20 protein-coding genes and 3 pseudogenes are annotated in these 25,845 nt (G+C 62.9%); 7 read left to right on the plus strand and 16 right to left on the minus strand.

Features of this window, described 5'->3' with window-relative positions:
* Positions 1-61 precede the first annotated feature (61 nt).
* From HLH45_RS15250 to HLH45_RS15270, 5 genes are all read right to left on the minus strand, one after another.
* Positions 62-2,521 (minus strand): two-component system VirA-like sensor kinase, encoded by a 2,460-nt coding sequence (locus tag HLH45_RS15250; protein WP_008575752.1) that lies wholly within the window; start codon positions 2,519-2,521, stop codon positions 62-64.
* Positions 2,518-3,510, minus strand: coding sequence for a cytochrome-c peroxidase (locus tag HLH45_RS15255; RefSeq protein WP_033479007.1), 993 nt, complete (start codon positions 3,508-3,510; stop codon positions 2,518-2,520). The genes HLH45_RS15250 and HLH45_RS15255 overlap by 4 nt, the downstream gene beginning before the upstream one ends.
* Positions 3,507-4,286, minus strand: a complete 780-nt coding sequence (locus HLH45_RS15260) for a response regulator (protein ID WP_008575747.1) — start codon at positions 4,284-4,286, stop codon at positions 3,507-3,509. Before HLH45_RS15260 ends, HLH45_RS15255 begins: the two co-directional genes overlap by 4 nt.
* A gap of 400 nt (positions 4,287-4,686) precedes the next feature.
* Positions 4,687-5,514 carry an alpha/beta fold hydrolase gene (locus HLH45_RS15265; RefSeq protein WP_008575745.1) on the minus strand — a complete coding sequence of 276 codons (828 nt, stop codon included), beginning with the start codon at positions 5,512-5,514 and terminating at the stop codon, positions 4,687-4,689.
* A gap of 47 nt (positions 5,515-5,561) precedes the next feature.
* Entirely contained in the window at positions 5,562-7,148 is a 1,587-nt protein-coding gene (locus HLH45_RS15270) for a GMC family oxidoreductase (protein WP_033479006.1), read from the minus strand.
* A gap of 603 nt (positions 7,149-7,751) precedes the next feature.
* Between HLH45_RS15270 and HLH45_RS15275 the strand changes: the two genes are divergently transcribed.
* From HLH45_RS15275 to HLH45_RS15300, 6 genes are all read left to right on the plus strand, one after another.
* Positions 7,752-8,960 (plus strand): cytochrome P450, encoded by a 1,209-nt coding sequence (locus HLH45_RS15275; RefSeq protein ID WP_197046130.1) that lies wholly within the window; start codon positions 7,752-7,754, stop codon positions 8,958-8,960.
* Positions 8,961-9,122: 162 nt separating this feature from the next.
* Complete coding sequence (locus tag HLH45_RS15280) at positions 9,123-9,635, plus strand: response regulator transcription factor (RefSeq protein ID WP_008575737.1); 513 nt, start codon at positions 9,123-9,125, stop codon at positions 9,633-9,635.
* Positions 9,632-12,709 (plus strand): sensor histidine kinase, encoded by a 3,078-nt coding sequence (locus HLH45_RS15285; protein ID WP_033479003.1) that lies wholly within the window; start codon positions 9,632-9,634, stop codon positions 12,707-12,709. Before HLH45_RS15280 ends, HLH45_RS15285 begins: the two co-directional genes overlap by 4 nt.
* Positions 12,710-12,747: 38 nt before the next feature.
* Positions 12,748-13,350, plus strand: a complete 603-nt coding sequence (locus tag HLH45_RS15290) for a response regulator (protein WP_008575732.1) — start codon at positions 12,748-12,750, stop codon at positions 13,348-13,350.
* A 139-nt stretch (positions 13,351-13,489) separates the two neighbouring features.
* On the plus strand, positions 13,490-13,876 hold the full coding sequence (locus HLH45_RS15295; RefSeq protein WP_008575730.1) for a hypothetical protein: 387 nt from the start codon (positions 13,490-13,492) through the stop codon (positions 13,874-13,876).
* Between the two features lie 420 nt (positions 13,877-14,296).
* On the plus strand, positions 14,297-17,350 hold the full coding sequence (locus tag HLH45_RS15300) for a sensor histidine kinase (protein ID WP_033479002.1): 3,054 nt from the start codon (positions 14,297-14,299) through the stop codon (positions 17,348-17,350).
* A gap of 1,372 nt (positions 17,351-18,722) precedes the next feature.
* Here HLH45_RS15300 and HLH45_RS15305 read toward each other — a convergent pair.
* The 10 genes and pseudogenes from HLH45_RS15305 to HLH45_RS15350 all read right to left on the minus strand — a co-directional run bounded on the left by HLH45_RS15305 (position 18,723) and on the right by HLH45_RS15350 (position 23,810).
* Positions 18,723-19,022: a hypothetical protein gene (locus HLH45_RS15305; protein ID WP_127170495.1), complete on the minus strand. Its 300-nt coding sequence runs from the start codon at positions 19,020-19,022 to the stop codon at positions 18,723-18,725.
* Positions 19,023-19,056: 34 nt separating this feature from the next.
* Positions 19,057-19,383, minus strand: coding sequence for an SEC-C metal-binding domain-containing protein (locus HLH45_RS15310; RefSeq protein WP_046932637.1), 327 nt, complete (start codon positions 19,381-19,383; stop codon positions 19,057-19,059).
* Positions 19,384-19,642: 259 nt separating this feature from the next.
* Positions 19,643-19,975 (minus strand): annotated as a pseudogene (locus HLH45_RS22090) (helix-turn-helix domain-containing protein); the annotation flags it as partial.
* A 252-nt stretch (positions 19,976-20,227) separates the two neighbouring features.
* Positions 20,228-20,527: a hypothetical protein gene (locus tag HLH45_RS15320; RefSeq protein ID WP_127170495.1), complete on the minus strand. Its 300-nt coding sequence runs from the start codon at positions 20,525-20,527 to the stop codon at positions 20,228-20,230.
* 34 nt (positions 20,528-20,561) lie between these two features.
* Positions 20,562-20,888, minus strand: a complete 327-nt coding sequence (locus HLH45_RS15325) for an SEC-C metal-binding domain-containing protein (protein WP_046932637.1) — start codon at positions 20,886-20,888, stop codon at positions 20,562-20,564.
* 259 nt (positions 20,889-21,147) lie between these two features.
* Positions 21,148-21,480: pseudogene (locus HLH45_RS22095) on the minus strand (helix-turn-helix domain-containing protein); the annotation flags it as partial.
* Between the two features lie 252 nt (positions 21,481-21,732).
* Complete coding sequence (locus HLH45_RS15335) at positions 21,733-22,032, minus strand: hypothetical protein (RefSeq protein ID WP_127170495.1); 300 nt, start codon at positions 22,030-22,032, stop codon at positions 21,733-21,735.
* A 34-nt stretch (positions 22,033-22,066) separates the two neighbouring features.
* Entirely contained in the window at positions 22,067-22,393 is a 327-nt protein-coding gene (locus tag HLH45_RS15340; RefSeq protein WP_046932637.1) for an SEC-C metal-binding domain-containing protein, read from the minus strand.
* Positions 22,394-22,652: 259 nt separating this feature from the next.
* A pseudogene (locus HLH45_RS22100) lies at positions 22,653-22,955 on the minus strand (helix-turn-helix domain-containing protein); the annotation flags it as partial.
* Positions 22,956-22,988: 33 nt separating this feature from the next.
* Positions 22,989-23,810: an AraC family transcriptional regulator gene (locus tag HLH45_RS15350; protein ID WP_033479001.1), complete on the minus strand. Its 822-nt coding sequence runs from the start codon at positions 23,808-23,810 to the stop codon at positions 22,989-22,991.
* 110 nt (positions 23,811-23,920) lie between these two features.
* Between HLH45_RS15350 and HLH45_RS15355 the strand changes: the two genes are divergently transcribed.
* Entirely contained in the window at positions 23,921-24,946 is a 1,026-nt protein-coding gene (locus tag HLH45_RS15355) for an alpha/beta hydrolase (protein ID WP_008575722.1), read from the plus strand.
* Between the two features lie 552 nt (positions 24,947-25,498).
* On the opposite strand, the gene HLH45_RS15360 is transcribed toward HLH45_RS15355, so the two are convergent.
* Positions 25,499-25,807: an ArsR/SmtB family transcription factor gene (locus HLH45_RS15360; RefSeq protein WP_033479010.1), complete on the minus strand. Its 309-nt coding sequence runs from the start codon at positions 25,805-25,807 to the stop codon at positions 25,499-25,501.
* Positions 25,808-25,845 lie beyond the last annotated feature (38 nt).

A 25,845-nucleotide genomic window follows, 5' to 3' on the forward strand; every position in this document is an offset into this window, starting at 1 on the left:
GCTACGCTAGGCAGCCCGCGCTACGTTCCGGTGTCGATCCGCAGCGACTGTGTTTCATTTGTCACAGAGCAGGGGTGCCTTCATCCTGCGTTGTAACTTCTAGCGTGCGACCTAGTGCACGTTCCAGCGCCATGGCCAGCGCGCCAAGATCGAACGGCTGCGCAATGATCTCGGCGATGGCGCCGCCCAAACCCTTGCGTGTCGCCAGGCTCGTCGCACGTGTGGCGAGGATCAGCGGCAGCGTGGGTGCCGCGGCGTGCAGCGCGCCGATGGCCTGTTCGGCATCGCCGGCGCGATCGCGTTTGAGCAACACGCCATCGAAGCGCGCCGGATTGGCAGCCGCCATCGCGACGGCGGCCGGCAGCTCCAACATGCCGACCGGTTCGTGCCCGAGTGCGGCCAGCATTTCTTCCAGACGGTCGAGCTCGGCCGCGTCGTCGCACAACAACAGCAAGCTCGCATGGCGCGAGCGCGTCTTCGGCAGGGGAGCGGCCTGGGGCGCGGCTGTGATGCCCGTGCGCAGCGGCAGCTCGACCACGAAGGTCGTGCCGACACCGAGTGCGCTGTCCACGTCGATCCGCCCGTCGTGGTTATCGATGATCTTGCGAACCGTTGCCAACCCCAACCCGGTGCCGCCGCTGCGGGTAGTGAAGAACAGATCGAAGATGCGATCCAGTTGGTCGGGCGGGATGCCGATGCCGTGATCGCTCACACGCAATTGCGCGATGCGCCGGGGCGTGCCGTCGGTTGCAGTGCCTTTTCCGGCGGACAGTTGGATCGTGACCGTGCCGCGCATGTCCATCGCCTGCGCGGCGTTGCTGGCCAGATTCAGAATGATCTGCTGCAGTTGTGCCGGATTGCCCAACGCGTGCAGCGGCTCCTGCTCCTGCTGCAGGTCGATGGCCGCCGTCGAGGGCAGCGAGACCGACAGCAGCGAGACCGCGCCCTGCAGCAAGGCGTTCAATTCGACCGGCTGCACGTTGTAGTTCTGCACGCGGCCGAAGCTGAGGATGGATTCGATCAGATCGTAGGCGTGGGCGGTGGTCTGGCTGATCTCGAGCAGGTGCTCCGAGGCCGGCGAGTGCGGGTCCAGTTTGGACAGTGCGATCTCGGCATTACCGCGGATCGCGCCGACGATGTTGTTGAAGTTGTGCGAGATACCGCTGGCCATGGTCCCCAGCGTTTCCATCCGTCGGGCCAGTTCCAGGCGATGTTCCAGCGCCAGCGCTTCGTCTTCGAGTCGTCGCCGCTCCAGCGCATCGAACAGGGTGTCGAGCGCGATATGCAGCTGCGGCAACAGTTCGGCCACTGTCGCCAGGCCGCGATCGCGGCGCGGGGCGCGTGGCGGCAGCCGCAAGCACAGCAGCGCAACCGTCCCGGCGTCTGCGTGTTGCCGCAGGCACAGCCACTGCGCGTCGCGCACGCGTTCGGGCCTGCCCAACACGGCGACGGTGCCGTTGGCGTCGACGACCAGCACATCGCTGGCGGCGATCGGTTGGGTGGACGCCATCGCGGCAAGCATCGCGCGGAAGGTGTCGTCCTGCGGATCGGGCCAGATCCGCGCGTCGCTGCCGACCGGGACCAGACCCAGGCGAACGCTTGGCAGCTTGGCCCACTTCGCCAACCGCACCAGTCCGGCCTCGATGCCGGCGTCCAGCTGATGGCGATCGTTGGCCACCAGGCGGCGCGACACCGCGACCATCAAGCGATCGAATTCCGCGCGTCGACGTAACACCCGCGCGCGTTGCCGCAGCAGCTTGCCCAGGTACAGCAAGGCGCCCAACATGACCACGGCCAATGCCAGCAACAGGAAGCGAACCTGGCGTGCAGTGGCCTGCTGGCTGGCATGCTGCTGTTGCAGATACGTCTTGAGCTGTCCATACGAGGCCAGCGAAGCGATCGGACGCATGCGGCGGATGGTGGTGTCTGTCTCCGGCAGCAGCTTCAGCAGCATGCGTCCATGCGGGAGCAGTGGCGCGCTGGTTGTGCGTTGTGCCGCTTCGTCCAGGCGTCGGCGTGCCAGTGCCACTGCATCACCGGTCGTGTCCAGGCTCAGGCGTTGTACCGCGCTCGCCAGCATGCTCGCTGCGCGCGCCTCAGCGGGATCTTCGCCTTGCCGGATCTGCGCGCTGCTCTCGCTCCAGAAGTAGGCCAGCGAATTGGACAGCAGCGAGTTCTGCGATTTGAACAGTTCCCGCTGCAGCGATTTCTCGTTGTAGTCGGCGTCCAGCGCCGCGATTGCCCGGAACAACGCAGGGTCGTGATCGGCCAGGTGGCGCAAGTGCTGCAAGATGTCGCGTGCGCGGGCATCGCCGCTCACCAGCGAATCGTAGTCGCGCAACAGGCCAATGCGTGCCTTCAGCACGTCGTTGTCCAGATTGGTATCGACCATGTCCAGCGCGTCCAATGCGTCCAACGCATGACCGTAACGCTGCGTGTCGCGATCCAGCGCCGCCATGCACAGGCTGAAGAAGATCAGCCCCGCCAGCAGCACGGCGCTGAAGATCGTCGCCCACCTCACGGCGCCGGCGCCGTCAACTGCCGGCCTTGGTGCTTGCCGGTCAATGTCTGCAGAAATGCGGCAATGTCGGCCACATCCGCCGGGCTCAGTGTGACGCCCAGTTGCGCCGTACCCATGGCCTTGATTGCCTGGGGCAGGGTGGTCGCGCTGCCGTCGTGGAAGTAGGGCGCGGTGGTCGCGACATTGCGCAGGCTGGGAACCCGCAGGATCGGGGTGCCATGCCGTGCGGCGGGAGCGAAGATGCCGCTGCGCTGGAACAGGTTGCCGCCCACGTTGACGCCCTGGTGGCAGGAGATGCAGCCGATCGACTTGAAGGTGGTGTAGCCGCGCAACTCCTGCGCGTTGAGCGCAGCGTCGCTGCCTTGCAGCCAGAGATCGAAGCGACTGCCCGGCGTGACCAGCGAGCGTTCGTAGGCGGCGATGGCATCGAACAGCGCGGCCCGATCCGGTGGCCTGCCATAGGCCGCGCGAAAGCGCTGATTGAGCACCGTGTCTTGTTGCAGTCGTCCTACCACCGTCGCGATATCGGCGCGCATGACGCTGGGGTTTTCCAGCAACGACGCCGTTTGCGCTTCCGGGCTGCGGAAATTGCCGCGCCAGCCCAGGCGAAAATTTGCGGTGGCATTGAAGACGGTCGGTGTGTTGAACGCTGGCGTCGCGCGCCCGGGCATTCGGGTCATCGCATCGGCGGCAGCACCGTTGCTGGCCAGGTGATGACATGAGGTGCAGGCAACGCGATTGTCGCCCGACAGCCGGCGATCATTGAACAGCAGCGCGCCGAGTGCGACCTTGCGGCTATCCAGGCCGGTCGCTGGCTGGATGGCGTGGATGGGCTCGCCTGTGCGCACCGACGGGGCTGCAATTTCAGCTGCCGGCACGAGCGGCATGACGAGTAACGCTGCAGAAGCGAGCGCGACTTTAAGGATCGGCGCCGGCGACCAACGCCATTTGCGATGGTCTGGCCTGGCTCGCGCCGGCGGCTGTGTCATCGAGCGTGCTCGACCGGCGGCGTGAAGACATAACCGGCGCCGCGCTGGGTCACGATCAGCGTCGGCTCGCGCGGATCCTGTTCCAGCTTGCGTCGCAGGCGCAGGATCTGCACGTCGATACTGCGATCGAACACGTCCTCATGCAGACGCGTGGCACGCATCAGGTGCTCTCGGCTCAGCGCTCGTCCAGGCGCATCGACAAAGGCGCGCAACAGCGCGTATTCGCCCTTGGTCAGCGGAATGGCGGGCGTACCCGCGCGCGCCACCGTGCGGGCCTGCAAATCGAATTCCCAGGCAGCGAAGCGCACCCGGCCTTCGCCCGCGTCACGCGCCACCGCCACCTTGGAGGCGATATGGCGACGCAGCACGGCGCGGATCCGTGCGGTCAGTTCATGCAGCCCGAACGGCTTGGGCAGGTAGTCGTCGGCGCCCAGCTCAAGCCCTACCACGCGATCGATTTCGTCGCGGCGATGGCCGGTCATGATGATCACCGGAATGTCGGATTCCTTGCGCAAGGCGCGCAACAAGTCCAGACCGTCTTCGTGCTTGAGCATCAGGTCCAGTAGCAGGATATCCGGTTCGCGCCGACGCAAGGCCTCGGCAACCTCGCTGCTGCTGGTGGCGACAAAGGCTTCCATGCCGTGGGAGCGGATGTGGCCCATGACGACGTGTGCCATCGCCTGGTCGTCGTCCACCACCAGCACCTTGGCGGCGGGTGCGGGACGTGCAACGGATACGTCAGAGGAGGAGGGGGAGTTGGAATGCAGCTTGATCATCGACTCTCTATCCCGGCATGACCGCGTTCGCGGACAGATTCCGAGTGTCGACCGGCTGGGGTGACCGAATCGACCGCGTTGGGGAAGTGCGTCCATGCGCGGCGTGCCACGATACGCCGTCGCGGGGACAGCATCTTCACGCACGATGCTAGGGTGTTTTTGTGTCGGCTTGCCACGTCGACAAGCGGGTGGTCACGCTCCGTGCCGTGGTCGATGACGACTTTTCTTCGATCTTGTGACCAGCCACTCGCTCTGCGACGACATGGGCGAGGGGCCGATCCCATCGCCAGCCCGATCCGACCACGAGGTTTTCGAATGAACCGCATTGTCGAGTCTGCTTCTGTAGCGGGTGGCCGTCGCCGATGGTCGGCGACGGTCCCGTTCGCTATCGACCTTGGCGTCAGCCTGTCTTGGCGCTGCTCTTGGCTTTGGAGGTGGACTTGGCTTTTGTCGCAGCATCACGTGCTGCGCGGTCGATCACTTCGGACACGGTCTGCGCCTGCGTGATGAACAGCGCGTGGCTTCCCGGCACGGTGGTGATGTCCGCGCCGATGCGCTTGGCCATGTGCAGCAGCATCGCCTGGTCGAACGCCTTGTCCTCGGTGGCGATCACGGCCCAGCTCGGTTTGCTCTTCCAGGCCGCATGGTGCAGCCGCTCGCCGAATGCGGACATCTTGATCGGCACCTGCGACGCGGCCATGAATGCAGCGTCGGCGTCGCTCACATCATTGGCGAAGCCGGCCTTGAAGTTGGCCGGGCGCACGAAGCCGAAGCCGTCGGGCCGGGTGTCGATCACGAACTCCGGCGTTGGTGCGAAGCCCTGGTACAGCTGTGCGGTGGTCTCGCCGGCATCGGGCGCGAGTGCAGAGACGTAGACCAGGCCGATGACCTTGTCGTGCACGCCGGCTTCGCTGATCACCGTGCCGCCCCAGGAGTGTCCCACCAGGACCGTTGGGCCGTCTTGCTGATCGAGCGCGCGCCGGGTGGCGGCGACGTCGTCGGCCAGCGAGGTGAGCGGGTTCTGCACGATGGTCACGCGATAGCCGCGCTTGACCAAGCGCTCGTAGACGTTGCGCCAACCGGAGCCATCGGCGAAGGCGCCGTGCACCAACACGACATTGCGTGCAGCATCGGCCGGCAGCGCTTCAGTGGGGGCAGCGCCCTGGGCAGCACTCATGGTGGCGGCAGCCATGGTGGCTGTCAGCAGTAACGGGAACGGAAAGCGCATGGTGGATCTCCTTCGGTGAACGAGCGTGGTTGAACGAGTGAAGCGGCTCAGAGGCGATGGGCCGCTTTGATGATGTCGGCGGCGCGTTCACCGATGACCACGCACGGGGCCATCGTGTTGCCGCTGGTGACATTGGGCAGGATCGAGGCATCGGCGATGCGCAGGCGGTCGATGCCGTGCACGCGCAGTTGGCCATCGACGACGGAGAGGGCATCGCGGCCCATTCGCGCCGTGCACCCCTGGTGCCAGAAGGTGATGGCGGAGTTGCGCAGGTATTGGTCCATCTCGGCACCCGAGAGCGGCCCGGGCATCGCTTCGCGCTTCAGTAATGCGTCGAACGCCGGTGCATGGGCAAGCTCCCGGGCAATGGCAACGCTGGCACGCGCCGCCCGTAGATCGTCGGGGTGGGAGAGCGTGTTGGCGTGGATGCGCAGCGGCGCGCCCGGATCGCTACCGGTCAGGTGCAAGCTGCCGCGGCTCTTGGGATGCGACAGTCCGGCGAACACCATCCAGCCGTGGTCCGGCACGCCCATGTGCGCGGTTTCGGGCGTAGCCACCGGAAATTCCAGCTGGCAGTGGAACACGTCCGGTAGCTGCAACGCCGGGTCGGTCTTCCAATAGAGCGTGGCTTCCGAGCCGCCATACTGCGCAGCGATCGGCGCCCTGGATTCGAAGATGCAGCCGAAGGCCACATGGTCCTGATGGTTGCGGCCAACGCCCGGCAAATGCTGGACGACGTGGATGCCATGGGGACGCAGTTCCGATTCGGGGCCGAGCCCGGACTGCATCAGCAGCTTGGGTGTATTGATCGCGCCCAGCGACACCACCACCTCGCGGTCGGCCATGAACCGTTGGCGACGATCGCCAACGATCGCTTCCACGCCCACCACCGAGTGGCCGTCGAACAGCAGTCGGCTCACTTGCGTCTGCAGCAGCACGGTCAGGTTCGGCTGGTGGCGCTTGGGCCACACGTAAGCGCGAAAGATCGACGCGCGGCTGCCGTCCTTGACGATCAGTTCGGTCAAGGCGACGCCGCCGCGGCCTTCCATCATCTCGCCATTGGGACTATCGAACGTCGGCAGGCCGGTCGATGCGGCGGCCTCGACCATGGCGCTGGCAACCGGATGCGGATCGCGTGCGGTTTCGACATGGACCGGGCCACCGCTCCCGCGTCGCAGCGGATCGGCAATGCCCTGCCAGTCTTCGATGCGGCGGTAGACATCCAGCACCGAGCGATAGCTCCAGCCCTCGTCGCCGGCCTCCTGCGCAAAGCTGTCCCAATCCGCCTGGTGGCCGCGTGCCCACACCATCACGTTGATGGCCGAACCACCGCCCGCCACCTTGCCCATGTTGAGCGGAATCGCGCGATCGTTCAGATGCGGATTGGGCTCGGCAACGAATTGCCAATCGCGCTCGGAGCCAAGATTGAGCGGCCATTGGGTCGGGGTCATCACCTCCGGAACCTCATCGCTGCCGCCAGCTTCGAGCAGCAGAACCTCGAACTGCGGATTTTCTGCCAGCCGCGCGGCGAGAGCGCTGCCGGCGGGGCCTGCGCCGCAGACGATGAAGTCGTAATGACGTGTCAGTTGCGGTGTATCGGCCGTCAATCGGAGTGGATCGAAAATCATTGGCATCTCTTGAATCCGGTAGAGAAGCGGCAACGCAGTGCCTTTGCGCTTCCGAAAAGGGTGGGGGATGCATGCATGGCGCAAGCCAGCACGGCGCGATCCTGTCGACTCGGCGCATGCGCCAGGCAATTCCTGCGCTAGAGCGATCAAGGACTCTTGATGGCGGCAGCACGGCCAAGGCACAAAGGCGCGGCATCACGCCGCATGTCGATGCCGCTTCGGATACTGCAAGCGCACCACGACAGGTCGGCCGCAGCAGTATCTGCACTGCGCGTGCCGAGCGATATTCGATATTCATCGTATGAAGCGCGAGGCGTACGGTATAGCGCGCGTTACTCCAAAGGGGTAAATCGACCGCGCGACTTCCGGGCGACGCGACATCCTTTGCGTGCGCACTACCATGCGCGTCCGCTGCAATGCCGCTGCCATCGGAAAAGAGGCGCACGTGCGGCCCGCCTTGTCGCACAGCCCTACAGGCTGTCTTAGTGCTCGCGTCGTTTCCAGGTCGACACGCGTTCGCCGCTGGTATCCCTCTGGCTCTTACCGACGGTGCATGCAGCACTGTCCAATCGAAGTGGATTCCCTCGCATTCCCCCACACGAGATGATCATGCAGCAACCTCTGAAATGTACGAGCGCCGAACTGCAGGCCAACCCCCAGATCGTATTCGCACGCTTGCGTCCGCTGACGCCCGTCCTGCAGCGCGACGACGGACTCTATGTCGCCTTACGTGCGCAGGATGTGCAGCAGCTGCTCGTCGACCCGCGAACCAGGCAGATGGAAACCGAGATCGCCACCGCGCGCGGTGTCACCGATGGTCCCTTGCTCGAGTTCCTGAAGCACACCATGGTGCTGAGCAATGGAACGGCACATCGGAACCGGCGCCTACCGCTCGTTCAGGCATTTGCGTCGCGCTTCGTCCAGGACGTACGCCCCTACGCGCGTCGCGTTGCCGAACAACTGATCGATGCGCGCTACGACGCGGGCGCAATGGACGTCATCGGCGACTTCGCAAGCTGGCTTCCTGCGCGTGTCATTTGCCACATCCTGGGATTGCCCGAGACGGATATCCCGGCCTTCACCCGTTGCGTTTACAGCTTGTCACGCGCGTTCAATTCCACCTTTACCCCTGACGAAGTCCCCGAGCTACAGCAAGCTTCAGGCGAGCTCGATGCCTATGTGCGGGGCTTGATCGCCCACCGTCGGCGTCACCCACGCGAGGACTTCATCACCAGCTACATTGCTGCCAGCGATGCATCCGGGCAGCTCTCCCAGACCGAAGTCGTGGCGCAATTGATGTCCATCCTGCTCGCCGGGAGCGACACCACGCGCAGTGCACTTGCAATCCAGACCTCGCTCTTACTGCAGCATCCGGAGCAGTGGCAAGCGGTCTGCCGCGACTCAGCATTGATTCCGGCGGCAGTACGCGAATGCCTGCGTTATCAGCCGGCGGTGGCATCGGTGCCGCGTATCACGTTAGAGGACATCGTGCTGGATGACACCTTGGTGCCTGCAGGAAAGATCCTGTCTTTGTCCACGCTATCGGCGCTACGCGACCCGGCGCTGTATGCGGAACCGGAGCACTTTGACATTCATCGCACTGACGCTCCCAAGCGCCAACTCGTATTCGGCGGTGGTGTCCATCGCTGTCTCGGTGAGGCATTGGCCATGATCGAGCTTGAGGAAGGCCTGGCTGCAATGGCGCAACGGCTACCGGACATGCGACTCGACGGCAATCCGGTCGTGGTTCAGGGTGGGTTCGGCATTCGGACGGCGCAAGACTTCCGCGTCAGCTGGGGCAGTGCCCGGACGGGTTGACGCATCGCGCAGCGAAGCACTCACTGCCGATCCGATGCTCGGCTATTACCCTAAGGTGCAATGCAGCTGCTGGACTTGAGAGCATTGTGGGGGTGGGGACGCGCAGTTACGGTAGTAGGCGTTCCAACGGGACCCATCCGCATGCAACAGCCTCCTCCGATCATGTTCGTCCTGGTCGATGCCAGCCGCTGGCAAACACCAGGACTTCCGCTATCGTGCGGTGAGGTGGCCGCCCGGCGCGATGCAGCAGTCAAGCCGGCCATGCTGGTGATGGGGGATGGCGCACACGCCCCCTGTGTGTTGTTGCGATCGGACGATCTCGATGGCATCGATGCGCAGCTCGACGAGTGGATCGTGGCGACGGCGACCAGGTTCGCGGACGCAATGGCGCGCTACGCAGCATTGACGCCGCGCGAGCGGCAAGCATTACAGCTGGTCACCGATGGCCTGCTCAATAAGCAGGCTGCCGCAGCCATGGGCATCAGCGAGGCGACACTGCAGATCCATCGCAAGCGTGTCATGGATAAAATGGGTGCGCGTTCGTTTGCCGAGCTGGTGCGCATTGCCGATCTGCTGGGCCTATCAGGCGATGCTTGCCACCCTCCCGTGCCTCCCGACCGTCACAACGCACGGGTTCCACCTCGTCCACGCCGGCTTGGCGCACGCGCGACGTGAGCGTGTCTCGTGCACCAGCGTTGGCATTTCGGCTTGTGCTGGGGTGGGCCCTGACGCTGTGCGCATGTCTGCCGGCATTCGCACAGCTGGCGGAGGTCCCGCTTTTCCAGTTGCACCAGATGCACTGGACGGTCCAGACCGGCGCGCCAAGCGGCATGATCGCCATGACCCAGACGCGCGATGGCTATATCTGGGTTGTCGCCAGTGGAGGCTTGTTCCGATTCGATGGGGTCAAGTTCGAACGCGTCCAGCAGGTTGCCGGCGTTCCTTTGCCGACATCTCAAATCTATGCACTGTGGGCAAGGCCAGCGGGGGGCTTGTGGGTCGGCTATCTGTTCGGCGGCGCCAGCTTCATCGGTGAGGATGGAACATCGCAGCACTATTCCACTCAGGATGGCTTGCCACCTAACACGGCGATGAGCTTTGCCGAGGATGGCGGCCGCATGTGGATCGGGACCTCACGCGGCTTGTTCCGGTTAGAAGGCGGGCGGTGGACGCAGGCGGAAACGGCCTGGCAGTTTCCGCCGGTGCAAGTCAACCAGCTGGAACTCGACGGCGCGGGCACGCTGTGGGCTTATACGGACGATTCGCTGTACTTTCGCCGGCGTGGAGAGCGTCACTTCGAACTTGGCCTGAGGCAGGCGAACCATACCAAATGGAGTTACTTGCTGAAATCGCCGGATGGGCAGGTCTGGTTGGCGCAGCATCGATTAGGGCTCAGTGAACTGAAAGCCCCACAGGTCGGAAACGCATTGGCAATGACCTGGCAGAACTTTCCAGAGTCTGCCGCTGAGCTGCTGGTATTGATGATCGACCGCGATCGCATGCTTTGGCATGCGTCCTCCAATGGCCTCAAGCGGATTCCACTGCTCCGGCAAGACCGCACGGCAACACAGAGCACCCCGGCGAGCAAAGATGTCACTGCCCCCATCCGTCTGTTGGGCGAGACGCCGATCGCGCTCATGCAGGACCGCGAAGGCAACGCCTGGGTAATCTCTGATGGTGGGTTGTCGCGATTTCGTAGCTCTGCCTTCTTGCGAGTTGGGCTTGAGCGCGCTTCACGCGGTGCGGCATTGACTGCAGCGGGAGATGGCTCGATCTGGGTCAGTGATTCGGACCATGGACTGCACCGATTACGGAACGGATTAAGACAAGAATCGCTGCCGTCGTCCCATGAGAACTTTTCAGCCCTGCACCGGGATCACAACGGCACCTTATGGCTGGGTGGACGCCACAGTTCCATTTATCGCAGCAGCAGCAAGGGACTTGTCGAATGGCGTCCCCAGCACACACACAAAGCCAGCGGCATCCAGGCGATTGCCAGCCAGAAGGATGGCACGCTCTGGGTGTCGGTGATCCGGGGAGGCGTGTACCGGGTCGTCGACAATCGCTGGATGTTGTGGGGCGGGTTGGCCGCGTTGCCGCGCGAGCCGGCGACATCGATGACCGTGGATGCAGCTGGGCGGCTCTGGCTTGGCTATGTGCACAATCGCCTGGCGGTCGTCGATGGCGACCAAGTTAGGGTATACAGCGCTGCGGATGGGTTGGCGACAGGCCCGGTGCAGGTTATGGCCGTGTCGGGTCGCGATGTCTGGATCGGCGGCGAAAAAGGCCTCGCTCGTTTCGATGGCAAGCGGTTTCACTCGGTACTCAACAGCGAAGGACTTCGGTTCGGCAGCATCGCCGGGCTCATCCAGCGGGCAGGGGGGGAACTGTGGTTGAACACCAGCGATGGCGCGGTCTTCATCGATGCAAATGAAGTTCGCAATATCGTGGCAAACCCGGCACATCTGGCAAGGTCCAGGCTGTTCGACCACAACGATGGCTTTCCAGGTGCCGTACAGCTCCTGAGCACATGGCCAACTGCCATCGAAAGTACTGATGGACGGTTGTGGTTCACGACCTCCAGCGGCGTGGTTACGCTTGCGCCGGGGCCACTGCCACGCAATATGGTGACGCCCAACGTCTACCTAAAATCCATCACGGTGGATGGCCAGCGCACCAGTATCGAAGGACAGAGTCGCTCAGTGATAGCGCTGCCTACCAAGCCGCGGGTGATTCAGCTCGCCTATACCGCACCCAGTTTCACCATGCCCGAACGCGTGCAGTTCCGCTATCGCCTAAAAGGATCGGCCATGGGCTGGGAAGACGTAGGCACCAGGCGCGAGGCCTTTTTCACCGGTCTGCGCCCCGGGAACTATCGTTTCGAGGTTGTTGCAGCAAACGAGTCGGGGGTTTGGAACAACGCTGGCGCAAGCGTGGACTTTGTCGTTCCGCCCACCTTCGTGCAGTCACGCACCTTCCTGGCCCTGTGCATTGCAGCGATCGCCTGCGCCCTATGGGTGCTGTTTTTCCTGCGCATGCGCCAGGTCAAGGCAAAGCTACAATGGCGAAGTGAGGCGCGATTGTTGGAACGCGAGCGCATCGCACGCGATTTGCACGATACGTTTCTGCAGGGCGTGCAAGGGCTGATGCTGAGATTTCAATCGGCTGCCGAACGGATACCGGACGGAGAGCGCGCACGAGAACTGATGGAAGATGCGTTGGATCGCGCGGACAGAATTCTGGCCGATGGTCGCGACAAGGTGGCTGAATTGCGCACTTCGGTCTGCATGGACCTGCCGGATGCATTGGCGATGTCCGGAAGCGAACTGGCGCGCGATTATGGCGTGGCCTTCCAGGCCTCGGTGGAGGGCAGCCGACGCGCACTGGATCCGCTGGTTCTGGATGAAGCCTTCCATATCGGCAGCGAAGCGATGGCCAATGCCTTCCGCCATGCGCGTGCCACCCGCGTGCAGGTCGTCACCGTTTTCGGGCGCCGGCAACTTGAGATACGCGTCAGCGACGATGGATCTGGCTTCGATCTATCGGGAGTCAAGGATGGGCACTGGGGCCTGAAAGGCTTGCGCGAGCGTGCCGCCAGGGTGCGCGGCAATCTCAGCATTTCGAGCAAACCGGGTGTTGGGAGCACCGTGCAATTGCAGCTGCCTGGCAGCTGGGCGTATAAAGACGCCCGAAGACGGCGCTGGAACTGGCGCAAGCTCCTTGGCATGCATCAGGAGGACCCGACGTGAATCGGGCTAGAGACACCTCGCCAGCGTTGATTACCGTCATGGCCGTTGACGACCATCCGCTGCTGCTCGACGGCATCAAGGCCGCGTTGAGCGAGCAGCCGGACATCGCCTTGATCGCCGAGGCCACAAACGGCCGCGAGGCGATCGAACAGTTTCGCGTGCATGGGCCAGACGTCACGCTGATGGATCTGCAGATGCCTGGCATGGGCGGGCTGGAAGCGCTGCGCGGCATCCTCAGCGAATGGCCGGAAGCGCGCATCGTGGTTCTGACCACCTACCGCGGCGACGCGCAGGCGATGAGCGCGCTCAAGAGTGGAGCCAGGGGCTTCATGCTCAAGGGAATGATGCGCAAGGAATTGCGCGATACGATCCGCGCAGTCCACGCAGGGCGGCGTGTGGTGCCTGCGGAAATCGCTATGGAACTGGCACAGCATGCCGGCGAGGACGACCTGTCACCACGCGAGATGGAAGTCTTGCGAGAGCTTGCGCGTGGCAACGCGAATCGGGAAATCGCCGAAAGCCTCAGCGTCACCGAGGGCACGGTGAAAGCGCATATGAAGCGCATCCTGTCCAAGCTTGGTGCCAAGGACCGTACGCACGCGGTGTTACTCGCCCTCAAACGCGGCATTCTCGAGGTGTGAATCGGGGCGATCTTGCGTCGCCTGCAACCCATCGGTCACCAGAACAAGATGGAGGCAAGGCGAAGGGGCCTTGCTCTGCAAGACGACTCCACCTAGGCGTGAGGGCGGCGCCTGACGGTCAAAGGCATAAGGAAAGATCATGGCGCTGCGTTGGTTATTGCTACTGCCGATCCTCTTGGGCGGCTTTCTCATTGCCGGCGTCCTCGGCAGTCTGTCGACCGCAGTGGTTGGCGTCTGGCATCTTCCTGGCGCAGGCTTCAGCGCCGCGCTGGCGGTTGTCATTCTTGCCTATGTCGCTGCGCCTGCAGTCAAGCTGCAGACCGCGCTCTGCGCGCTGCTGCTCGGCGGCGGCGTCGCCTGGTGGTTACTGGAACCCTCGTTTTATCCAGAAAGCTACCGCGATCGGGGGGCCTATATGCCGACGCATCTGCCTCTGCTGGCGACCTGCCTTGGCGGACTGCTTGGACTGTTTACCGTGCTTGTCCATCACCAGCGGCGCCGTGTCGCGCATCGAACGCCAGGCTGATCAGGGCCATTCAATGCGCCCCCATGTCGACCAGGGCGAGGTGGACATGCCTACCTACGGAGAGTCCGGTCACGTCGCATGCTTTGCTTTGAATTACAACGCATCTGACACTGCTTCGCCAACGTTGAGGCGGTGAACCACGCACATGCCAGGTGATAAACGATTGAGCTGGAGATGGTCGACCATGCCCGACTCACTGGCTTTACACGGGTAAGTCTTGCAATCTTGCAATGCGCTTGAGCTTGCTATCAAGTCAAGGGCTTTGGGTGATATCACGTAATCCGGCGGCATGAGATACAGTCACGCAGCCCGTGACGCACAGAAGCGCTTTGGCCATCACCGCGATCGACGCGAGAGGCCAGGGCTGCAGAACGCTCTCCGATTCGGAGTGGGCCTGGTCTATCCACCCTGAGATAGGAGATGGCGGCGTTGCGTCGTCTGACACCCTTATGGATGCGCTTCATCCTGCACTGCTGCATCGCGGGCGCAGGATTGCTGTTTGCGCTAAATGCGCATGCGCTCGACCGCGAGCGCAACCTCGCGCAGCTGCATCATACCGCCTGGACTGCGCGCGATGGCGCGCCGAGTCAGGTACGTGCGCTTGCCCAGACCAGTGATGGCTACCTGTGGATCGGTGGAGCAACCGGCTTGTTCCGCTTCGATGGCGTGACCTTCGAACGCTACGACAGCATTGGCGGCTCGCAGCTGCCGTCGCCCAATGTCACCGCGCTGCTGGCGACCCGAGAGGGCGATCTCTGGATCGGCTTTCGCAATGGCGCAGTGGCCTGTCTCAGAGACAAGACCTTGCAGGTGTATTCGGGCAAAGATGAGCTCCCACCCGATATCGTGTTCGGATTCGCACAAGATCATGACGGGGCTATCTGGGCCGGCACCGCGCGTGGTTTGGCTGTCCGCGAGGGCAAACGCTGGAAGACGGTCGGCGTGGTGCAGGGCTTTCCGGAAGGCGAGCGCGCGCGGGTGCTGGGCGTCGATCGGACGGGCACGCTGTGGGCCGCCGGAATCGAGAAGCTGCTGTTCCTGCCGCGCGGCGAGCAGGTCTTCCGCGATACGGGCCAGCGATTGAATGATGCCGCTCAAATCGCTCAGGACGCAGCGGGACGCCACTGGATCGCCGAGACAGCGCGCGCGGTGCGGCCGCTCGCGTTGGCAAGCAGCGGCCGTGTCGGCAAGGACGAAGAAATCTGGGTGGGGTCGCAGGCCATCACGTTCGACCGAGATGGCGGGCTGTGGATCGCCACCGTGGGTGACGGCCTGCGCAGGATCAGCCACCCCGAACAACCCAAACCGGCTTCCAGGGTCGAGGTGTTTACGCAAGCAAACGGACTCAGTTCGGATTTGCTGATTGCCGCCCTGGAGGATCGCGAAGGCAATCTTTGGTTTGGCAGCGATAAGGGAGTCGATCGTTTCCGCCATGGCGATGTTGTACCGGTGAGCATACCTGGCGGACATGCCGGGTTCACCCTGATGGCGGGAGAGGGCGGTGATATCTGGGCTGCCAGCTTCTCGGCCAGACCTCTGCTGCAAATCCGCGGCAACGCAGTGATTTCGCATGCGCAGGTCGTCAATATCGACAGTGCCTATCGTGATCCCGTCGGTGCCATTTGGTGGCCAGGATATGTTGGTCTCTGGCGCTACTATCAAGACCGTTTCGTGCTGATGCCCTGGCCCGCTGGTGTGCGTGGAGGCGATTGGTTCTTGCACACGCTTCACGGCGATGGCAATGGAGGACTGTGGGCCGACATCGGAGGCCATGGGTTCAAGCACTTCCGCGACGGCAAATGGGAAGACACCACACCGGGCGGATATCCTGCAGGCGCCACAAGTGCGGTATTCGAAGATACCCAGGGGCGCGTCTGGCTGAGCACGCTGCCCGATCGCTTGCACCGCATCGAAGGTGGCAAAACCCATACCTATACGAGCGAACAGGGGCCTCAGGTGGGCCGGGTGATGGCGATCGGTGGCCGCGGACCTCATCTTTGGGTTGCCGGCGAACTCGGACTGGCGCTGTACCACCAAGGGCGCTTTTCCAAGATTGTTGCCGCAAAAAATGACACTTTGGGCAGCATTTCTGGCCTGGTCGAAACTGCCTCCGGCGACCTGTGGCTCAGCGATGTGCAAGGGGCGATTCGCATACCGGCTGCAGAAGTCTCGCAGGTGCTCGCTAATCCGACACATCCGGTGCGTTACCGAAGGTTCGACTATCTCGATGGCTTGCCTGGCGCCCCGCAGATGGCGCCGACCAACTTCACCGTGGCCGAAGCCAGCGATGGGCGGGTGTGGTTCGCCACCGACAACGGTTTGGCCTGGATCGATCCCAACCGCTTGCACCACAATCCGTTGCCACCGCCGGTATATCTGCATGCTGTGGAGGTGGATGGTCGTCCGTTTTTGCCCGGAGCGTTGCTGCAATTGCCCGTCGGTGCACAACAGTTACGCATCGCCTACGCCGCGCTGAGCCTTTCGATTCCAGAACGGGTGCGATTTCGCTATCGGCTCGAAGGCGTCGATCAGGGTTGGCAAGACGCCGGCACGCGGCGCGAGGCGATCTATACCAATCTGCGTCCTGGCCACTATCGATTTCGCGTTCTTGCCGCCAACGAGGACGGGGTCTGGAACACGCAGGGTGCAGCGATGGAGGTCCAGATTCCACCGCCCTTCTATCTGACGAGCTGGTTCTTGACGTTATGCGTGCTCGTTGGAGCCGGGCTGCTTTGGCTCATTTACCTGCGCCGACTGCGGGTTATGGAGGCACGCTTGCAGGCGCGGCTGGCCGAGCGCCATCTCGAACGCGAACGGATCGCGCGCGAACTGCACGACACCTTGTTGCAGGGTATCCAAAGCCTGATCCTGCGCTTCCAGGCGGCGATCGAAAAACTCCCCGTGAAGGAGCCGGCACGCATTGCGATGGAGGGCGCGCTCGAGCGTGCCGATGATGTGCTGAGCGAAGGGCGTGATCGCGTGCAAGGATTGCGCGCCGCTGCCGCGCCGGTCAGCGACTTTCCGCAGGCGTTGGCCAGCGTGGGCGCTGACCTGATGCACGACGCTGCACCGAACTTCCAGATGCGCGTCGAAGGTACGCAGAGACCGCTCGATCCACTGGTACATGACGAGATGTTCGGCATCGGACGCGAGGCCCTCATCAATGCGTTCAACCATGCACAGGCGGGCACCGTAACGCTCGAACTGCATTACGGCGCCAAGGCGTTGCGCCTGTGTATCAGTGATGATGGCCGCGGCATCGCGACCGAAGTGCTTGCCGCGGGCGTGCGGCCCGGTCACTGGGGATTGGCCGGCATGCGCGAGCGCGCTGCACGCATCGGTGCCACGCTCGCATTTCGAAATGGCGTTGCCACCGGTACCGAAGTGGAACTGCACGTTCCCGCAAAAATTGCGTATCGGCCTGCGGTGGCCTGCTGGCGAGGTTGGTTTGGCCGCATGGGTAAAGACCGATAGTTCCATTTTGGAGACAGGATAAACATCCTGCTCAAGAAAAAATCCAGCTCCTCTCGCAAGGGCCGCAATGAGGCTTTGCGCTGTTGAATTGCGAGAAAAACTAGGGTGATAAGCCTTTTCGACCGGAAGCGCATGACGGACCCTATTTCCAGGCAATCAGCCAAGAGTGGAGGGGCGACGCGACGAATATCTTGCTTGGCGCCGCGCTCCGCCTCGACGGTGGCGGCCTCGCGAACAGCGGATGCTGACGACGAAGGGGATTAGGGATGTTTATTTGGGGTAGGGAAGGGTAGCTTCCGACCCCAATCAGAATCTATCAGGCAAGTTGATCTGAAGACGACGTTATTTGGTCGTGGCCGTGGCCGTGTCGGACCCATGCCTTCGTGACGCTTGAGCGGTGCGTTCCTGCCGACGCTCACAGGCCTGCTTATCCGGCGCGCCAAAACGTCAGTGCAAGTGGCTCCGGGCAAGCTCGCGAGCTGCGCATGACCGGCGCGGGTCAGCACGATCGCCGCGCCGCTGCTCGGCCGATTGGGGGCTCAAGGTCAGTCCCCAGCAAGGGATGGCTCTAGCGTCGGCTGGTGAGCAGTGCGAATGAATCTGTATCTCAAAGCGCCAACGTCTTGTCCTGCGATCTTGCCGAAGTGCTGCTCTCGCCATTCGCCAAGATCCACCACGACGACCTTGACCAATGAATGCTGAACCGCTTTTCGTTTGGCGTTCCGCCTACGCACCGAAGCCCGGATGTCGGTGGCATTCGCATGCCAGAGCAATCCGCGCAGCCGGCGTTCTGGGATCCGTTCGCCGCTCGGTGCAACCAGATCGCGGCCAGCCAATCGCCAGCCCGCCCAGAGGCCGGTCAGTTCTACATGGTTCGTGACCCCGCGCCGATGTAGATCTGCCGCGCAGCTGTTTGGGCATTGCTCGCCAACAGCCAGCATGGTGGGCGACGGTCTAGATTGTAGGTGTCGCTCATGCTGCGATTTCCTTATCGGATGGACCTCGCGACGGTAGCAGCGAGGTGATCCACAGCCAGAGAAGACGGCCGCGCAACCTCAATCCGGCCCTGACTCGATTTCGCATAATGTATATTATGTCCGACTCGGTTCTGTGGCTTCATACGCGTGCCGCCTCCAACGCGGCCCTGAGTGCTGCCGGTGGTTGCTGCCACCGGCAAGAATTGCCCTGATAGGCAGTAAAAAACGGGTCAGCAGTCGGGTTACCGCCCGGCCCTGACCCGCACTCTTGCGCGGCTCCAGCCGCTAAGTGCAGAGCGGCGCATCCATGCGCCATATCCGCAGGGGCGCAGCCCCTGCACCCCACAAGCAGCGACACCGCGACTATCGCCGAGGTCGCTGCAATTCGGAACTGGTCAAGCGATGCAGGTGCCACAGCCAGGCCCGCCCGCACCGTCGCTAACGCTCGCGTTGCAGGCGGGCCCGACTGCAGCACCCTGGACGCGGTAACCATGACCTCCACGCCGCGCGATCAGCGATAGCTCACGGCGGTAGTAGCCGATGAAGGTGTCAGCGGTCTCAAGCATTGAGGCGAAATGGATCTTTTCCTCAACAGTTGTAGGACGTTCGGAGCGCATTTGCTCAATAACGTCGCGCATCTCATAAGCCCGAGCCAACGCCGACCGCAGGTATTCCGGATCGGATTGGCGTTTCACAGCACACCCCCGGCATTTCGTGACGCGTCACAATTTAGGTCCACTCCGGATGGCAGTGCTTGGCCTTGCGACCACTGCCACATGGGCAATCCTCGTTCCGCCCAACCTTGGCCTGAGGACGCTTCACCGGAGTGACGAAAGGAGCGTCCCATTCGGAAACCGCCGCCGATGCTGGGCGCGGCTTGGGCTTGGGCGGTGTCACAGGGCCGGAAAGTTCCTTCCGGGTCCGCTTCACCTGTTCCGAGACAGCGAACAGGATGTAGGCGTTGAGGGACACCCCCAACAGCGCAGCCTGCGCCTTGGCTTCCTCCACTACGTGCATCGGGAGCCTCAAATTGATCTTGTGAATGGCGTCTGTCATGGGGCCATTTTGGCCCCATTATGGCCCCATGGCAAGCATAAGGATAAGCAACGCGAAACCCTTGATACAGCTGGGTTTCGCTGGGGCGCGTGTCACTTGTTTTATAATGGACAAGCCCAAGGCGCGCCCCGGCTTCGCCGGAACGCGCCTGGATGGCGGCAAGTTGATCGCGGAGAGCATCACGCTCACGCATGAGCGGTCCCATGCATTCAGCGCGACGGAATAGCAGCGAAAGCCAGTCAAGATCGGTGGCGCGAATCTCACGCCCCTCAGCAGTCACCAGAGCCCCGCGATGGTTGATAAAGCACCTGGACCACTCCGGGTGGATCAGAGAGCCATGGCGGTACACGCGTAGGAGCTTGAAAGCGGCATAGCTCGGCCGAGCCCTGCCCGTCTCCCAATGTCCAATGGTTCGAACGCTGACGTTGAGGAAGCGGGCTGCGTCTTCCCGAGTGAATCCACTAAAGATTCTGGCGTCGCGGAACTGTGTGTTGCTGATTATAGAACGATGCGCAGATTTGTATAACGACCCTTTGCGGGAAGCCTTTGCTGCGCTCTGTATATTATGTCCGACTCGGTTCTGTGGCTTCATACGCGTGCCGCCTCCAACGCGGCCCTGAGTGCTGCCGGTGGTTGCTGCCACCGGCAAGAATTGCCCTGATAGGCAGTAAAAAACGGGTCAGCAGTCGGGTTACCGCCCGGCCCTGACCCGCACTCTTGCGCGGCTCCAGCCGCTAAGTGCAGAGCGGCGCATCCATGCGCCATATCCGCAGGGGCGCAGCCCCTGCACCCCACAAGCAGCGACACCGCGACTATCGCCGAGGTCGCTGCAATTCGGAACTGGTCAAGCGATGCAGGTGCCACAGCCAGGCCCGCCCGCACCGTCGCTAACGCTCGCGTTGCAGGCGGGCCCGACTGCAGCACCCTGGACGCGGTAACCATGACCTCCACGCCGCGCGATCAGCGATAGCTCACGGCGGTAGTAGCCGATGAAGGTGTCAGCGGTCTCAAGCATTGAGGCGAAATGGATCTTTTCCTCAACAGTTGTAGGACGTTCGGAGCGCATTTGCTCAATAACGTCGCGCATCTCATAAGCCCGAGCCAACGCCGACCGCAGGTATTCCGGATCGGATTGGCGTTTCACAGCACACCCCCGGCATTTCGTGACGCGTCACAATTTAGGTCCACTCCGGATGGCAGTGCTTGGCCTTGCGACCACTGCCACATGGGCAATCCTCGTTCCGCCCAACCTTGGCCTGAGGACGCTTCACCGGAGTGACGAAAGGAGCGTCCCATTCGGAAACCGCCGCCGATGCTGGGCGCGGCTTGGGCTTGGGCGGTGTCACAGGGCCGGAAAGTTCCTTCCGGGTCCGCTTCACCTGTTCCGAGACAGCGAACAGGATGTAGGCGTTGAGGGACACCCCCAACAGCGCAGCCTGCGCCTTGGCTTCCTCCACTACGTGCATCGGGAGCCTCAAATTGATCTTGTGAATGGCGTCTGTCATGGGGCCATTTTGGCCCCATTATGGCCCCATGGCAAGCATAAGGATAAGCAACGCGAAACCCTTGATACAGCTGGGTTTCGCTGGGGCGCGTGTCACTTGTTTTATAATGGACAAGCCCAAGGCGCGCCCCGGCTTCGCCGGAACGCGCCTGGATGGCGGCAAGTTGATCGCGGAGAGCATCACGCTCACGCATGAGCGGTCCCATGCATTCAGCGCGACGGAATAGCAGCGAAAGCCAGTCAAGATCGGTGGCGCGAATCTCACGCCCCTCAGCAGTCACCAGAGCCCCGCGATGGTTGATAAAGCACCTGGACCACTCCGGGTGGATCAGAGAGCCATGGCGGTACACGCGTAGGAGCTTGAAAGCGGCATAGCTCGGCCGAGCCCTGCCCGTCTCCCAATGTCCAATGGTTCGAACGCTGACGTTGAGGAAGCGGGCTGCGTCTTCCCGAGTGAATCCACTAAAGATTCTGGCGTCGCGGAACTGTGTGTTGCTGATTATAGAACGATGCGCAGATTTGTATAACGACCCTTTGCGGGAAGCCTTTGCTGCGCTCTGTATATTATGTCCGACTCGGTTCTGTGGCTTCATACGCGTGCCGCCTCCAACGCGGCCCTGAGTGCTGCCGGTGGTTGCTGCCACCGGCAAGAATTGCCCTGATAGGCAGTAAAAAACGGGTCAGCAGTCGGGTTACCGCCCGGCCCTGACCCGCACTCTTGCGCGGCTCCAGCCGCTAAGTGCAGAGCGGCGCATCCATGCGCCATATCCGCAGGGGCGCAGCCCCTGCACCCCACAAGCAGCGACACCGCGACTATCGCCGAGGTCGCTGCAATTCGGAACTGGTCAAGCGATGCAGGTGCCACAGCCAGGCCCGCCCGCACCGTCGCTAACGCTCGCGTTGCAGGCGGGCCCGACTGCAGCACCCTGGACGCGGTAACCATGACCTCCACGCCGCGCGATCAGCGATAGCTCACGGCGGTAGTAGCCGATGAAGGTGTCAGCGGTCTCAAGCATTGAGGCGAAATGGATCTTTTCCTCAACAGTTGTAGGACGTTCGGAGCGCATTTGCTCAATAACGTCGCGCATCTCATAAGCCCGAGCCAACGCCGACCGCAGGTATTCCGGATCGGATTGGCGTTTCACAGCACACCCCCGGCATTTCGTGACGCGTCACAATTTAGGTCCACTCCGGATGGCAGTGCTTGGCCTTGCGACCACTGCCACATGGGCAATCCTCGTTCCGCCCAACCTTGGCCTGAGGACGCTTCACCGGAGTGACGAAAGGAGCGTCCCATTCGGAAACCGCCGCCGATGCTGGGCGCGGCTTGGGCTTGGGCGGTGTCACAGGGCCGGAAAGTTCCTTCCGGGTCCGCTTCACCTGTTCCGAGACAGCGAACAGGATGTAGGCGTTGAGGGACACCCCCAACAGCGCAGCCTGCGCCTTGGCTTCCTCCACTACGTGCATCGGGAGCCTCAAATTGATCTTGTGAATGGCGTCTGTCATGGGGCCATTTTGGCCCCATTATGGCCCCATGGCAAGCATAAGGATAAGCAACGCGAAACCCTTGATACAGCTGGGTTTCGCTGGGGCGCGTGTCACTTGTTTTATAATGGACAAGCCCAAGGCGCGCCCCGGCTTCGCCGGAACGCGCCTGGATGGCGGCAAGTTGATCGCGGAGAGCATCACGCTCACGCATGAGCGGTCCCATGCATTCAGCGCGACGGAATAGCAGCGAAAGCCAGTCAAGATCGGTGGCGCGAATCTCACGCCCCTCAGCAGTCACCAGAGCCCCGCGATGGTTGATAAAGCACCTGGACCACTCCGGGTGGATCAGAGAGCCATGGCGGTACACGCGTAGGAGCTTGAAAGCGGCATAGCTCGGCCGAGCCCTGCCCGTCTCCCAATGTCCAATGGTTCGAACGCTGACGTTGAGGAAGCGGGCTGCGTCTTCCCGAGTGAATCCACTAAAGATTCTGGCGTCGCGGAACTGTGTGTTGCTGATTATAGAACGATGCGCAGATTTGTATAACGACCCTTTGCGGGAAGCCTTTGCTGCGCTCTGTATATTATGTCAATGTCTATGACTGGTCTGGAGCCGTCACAAGCTAGATTTCCTCCACATCCGCGGCGAGTGCCCTACCTGCGCCTTGAATGCACGCGAAAGCGCTGCTTCGCTGGCGTAGCCCACCTCGTCGGCCAGTTGCTTGAGCGACCGGCCCTGGCGCAGGCCGCGTTGCACCAGCGCGATGCGCCAATCCTGCAGGTACTGGCCTGGAGTGCAGCCCACCGTGTCGTGAAAGCTGCGGGCAAAGGCGCTGCGCGACATGCCGGCACGGGCGGCCAGCGACTCCAGCGACCAGGGCTTGGCGGGATGTTCGTGGATGCCGACCAGGGCCAGGCGCAGCCGCGCGTCGGCCATGCCGGCCAACATGCCGCCCTTGGCGTGGCCTTGCTCCATCAGTTCGCGGATCACGTGCACCAGCACCACTTCGAAGAGCCGGTTGAGCACTGCCTGCCGCCCGCAGTGCTGTGCGAAGGCTTCTTCGAACAAGGCATGCACCAGCACAGCACCTTGGCGCAGCGCTTCCAGCGGCAGGCAAATGCACGCAGGCAGTGCGCGCACCAATGGATTGGCCGCGCCTCCGCTGAAACTCAGGTGCGCGCAGGCAAAGTCGGCTCCGTGCACCGGGTCGGTGTCGAAGCTGTGCGCAAGTGCGCGCGGATACAGCAGCAAACTGGGCCGGTCGATCTGCAGGTGGCTGCCGTCGCCGTTGTGGACCACCACCGCGCCCTGACGGATCAGGTGCAGCTGGCCCCGGTCGCCACTGTCGAGCTGGTTGATGCCGCACAGCGCGCCGGCATGGAAGACCTCGGCGGTCACCGAGAAATGGCTCAGCAAGGCGGCTAGACGGTCGACCAATTGGACTCCAGGTAAAGTTTCATGGACGATTTGCGGCCTATCGTATCGCCTTGACGCGCAAAGTCACTCCTGTCGCCGGCACCCTGCCCGGCTTGTCCAGGAACCGCATCATGAAGACTCCCCTCGCCCTTATCGCCACCACGCTGCTGGCGGCATCGATTGGCACTGCTGTCGCGGCCGCACCCAGCGACCAGCCGGCGCCATTGCGCCCGGTCGCAGACTTCCTCAAGGCGCTCAACAGCGGTGGCGGCACGCCGATCGAGCAGCTGAGCCCCGCGCAGGCGCGTCAGGTGCTGACCAACGCCCAGGCCAATACACCCCTGCCGGCGGCCGATGTAAGCCGCAAGACCATCCAGGCCAACGGCAAGCCGCTGAACCTGGTGATCGTGCGGCCGCCGCATAGCACTGGCCAGGTGCTGCCGGCTTTCATGTTCTTCCATGGCGGCGGCTGGGTGCTGGGCGACTTCCCGACCCACGAACGCCTGATCCGCGACCTGGTCAATGCCTCCGGCGCAGCGGCGGTCTACGTCGATTACACGCCCTCGCCGGAGGCGCACTACCCGGTGGCGATCCATCAGGCCTATGCCGCCACGCGTTGGGTTGCCGAACACGGCACGGAGATCGGCGTGGATGGCCAACGCCTGGCACTGGCCGGCAACAGCGTCGGTGGCAACATGGTGGCGGCAGTGGCGCTGCAGGCCAAGGCAGCAGGCACGCCGGCACTGCGCTACAACCTGATGCTGTGGCCGGTCACCGACGCCGCGTTCGACAATGACTCGTACCAGCGCTACCAGAGCGGCTACTTCCTCAGCCGCACCATGATGACCTGGTTCTGGGACAACTACACCACCGACTCCAAGGCCCGCGCCGAGATCACCGCCTCGCCGCTGCGCGCGACCTCGACCCAACTGGCCGGCCTGCCGCCAACGCTGATCCAGACCGCCGAACTGGACGTGCTGCGCGACGAAGGCGAAGCCTTCGGCCGCAAGCTGGACCAGGCCGGCGTGCAGGTGACCGTGACGCGCTACAACGGGCTGATCCACGATTACGGCCTGCTCAATGCGCTTCGGGACGTACCGGCAGTCCGTGATGCGATTCGCCAAGCCGGCGATGGATTACGCGAACACCTGAAGTAAGCGCGATAGCGGAATGGCTCTGTGGCCGCCGCATCCGCAGTTGGCACGGCCGGTAGACGATGGCAAGGAACCTGTGAACTGTCAGAAAGGAAACCGTGACTGAGCCGTGCCACGTTTCAACGTGCCAACTCGTCCAGGGCGCGGATGACCCGTGCCGAGTGCAAGCTGGTGTGGATTCAACTTCATCGATCCGCGATTGCAGTCATCGTTGATGTTGAAGGTGCGGAAGCGGCGGCCAGGCCATGAGCGGCGTCGGACATGAAGTCTGCCTGCCAGGTGTGGTTCGCCGCTTGCGGGATCTCCAGCGGCGCGGATGCGATCAGGTCGCCGACGCTTGCCGCGACATGGAAGAGTGAGGTTCAGCGCGGTCTGGACCCGCCAGGCACGGTTTTTGCCCCGCCCCCGCGACCGCCACGCCGACTCCATCGGCAGGCCAAATCCGTGTCCGGGGTCGTCCGTCAGATGCGCCTGGATTACGGCGATGAGCTAGCCAGCGTCGCGCGGCGCGGACGGCATAGCTGCGCAGATCGGAGCAGCTGCATCCATAGCGCATTACTCAGGGACGCGATCGCCATGGTCATCCTCCGCACAAAAGATCGCATGCATGGCGCTCAGCAAGGCTGCCACTTTTGGGTCGGCCAAACGATAAATGATGGATCGAGATTCGCGGCGAGTCAGGACCAACTGCCGCTGACGCAGGTCGGCCAGTTGCTGGGACAAGGCAGGCTGCCGAATGCCTGTCGTCGCTTCCAGGCCACTGACGGTGGATTCGCCTTGCGATAACTGGCACAGCAACAGCAGGCGTGACGGTGTGGCCATGAAACGGAGCAGCTCGGCCACGTCTGGGACGCGCTCCTTCATGGCGGCAAGAGCATCGGTGGAGAAAGCGGATTCGGTCA

It is taken from the genome of Xanthomonas euvesicatoria (genome assembly GCF_013112235.1).
GTDB lineage: Bacteria > Pseudomonadota > Gammaproteobacteria > Xanthomonadales > Xanthomonadaceae > Xanthomonas > Xanthomonas euvesicatoria.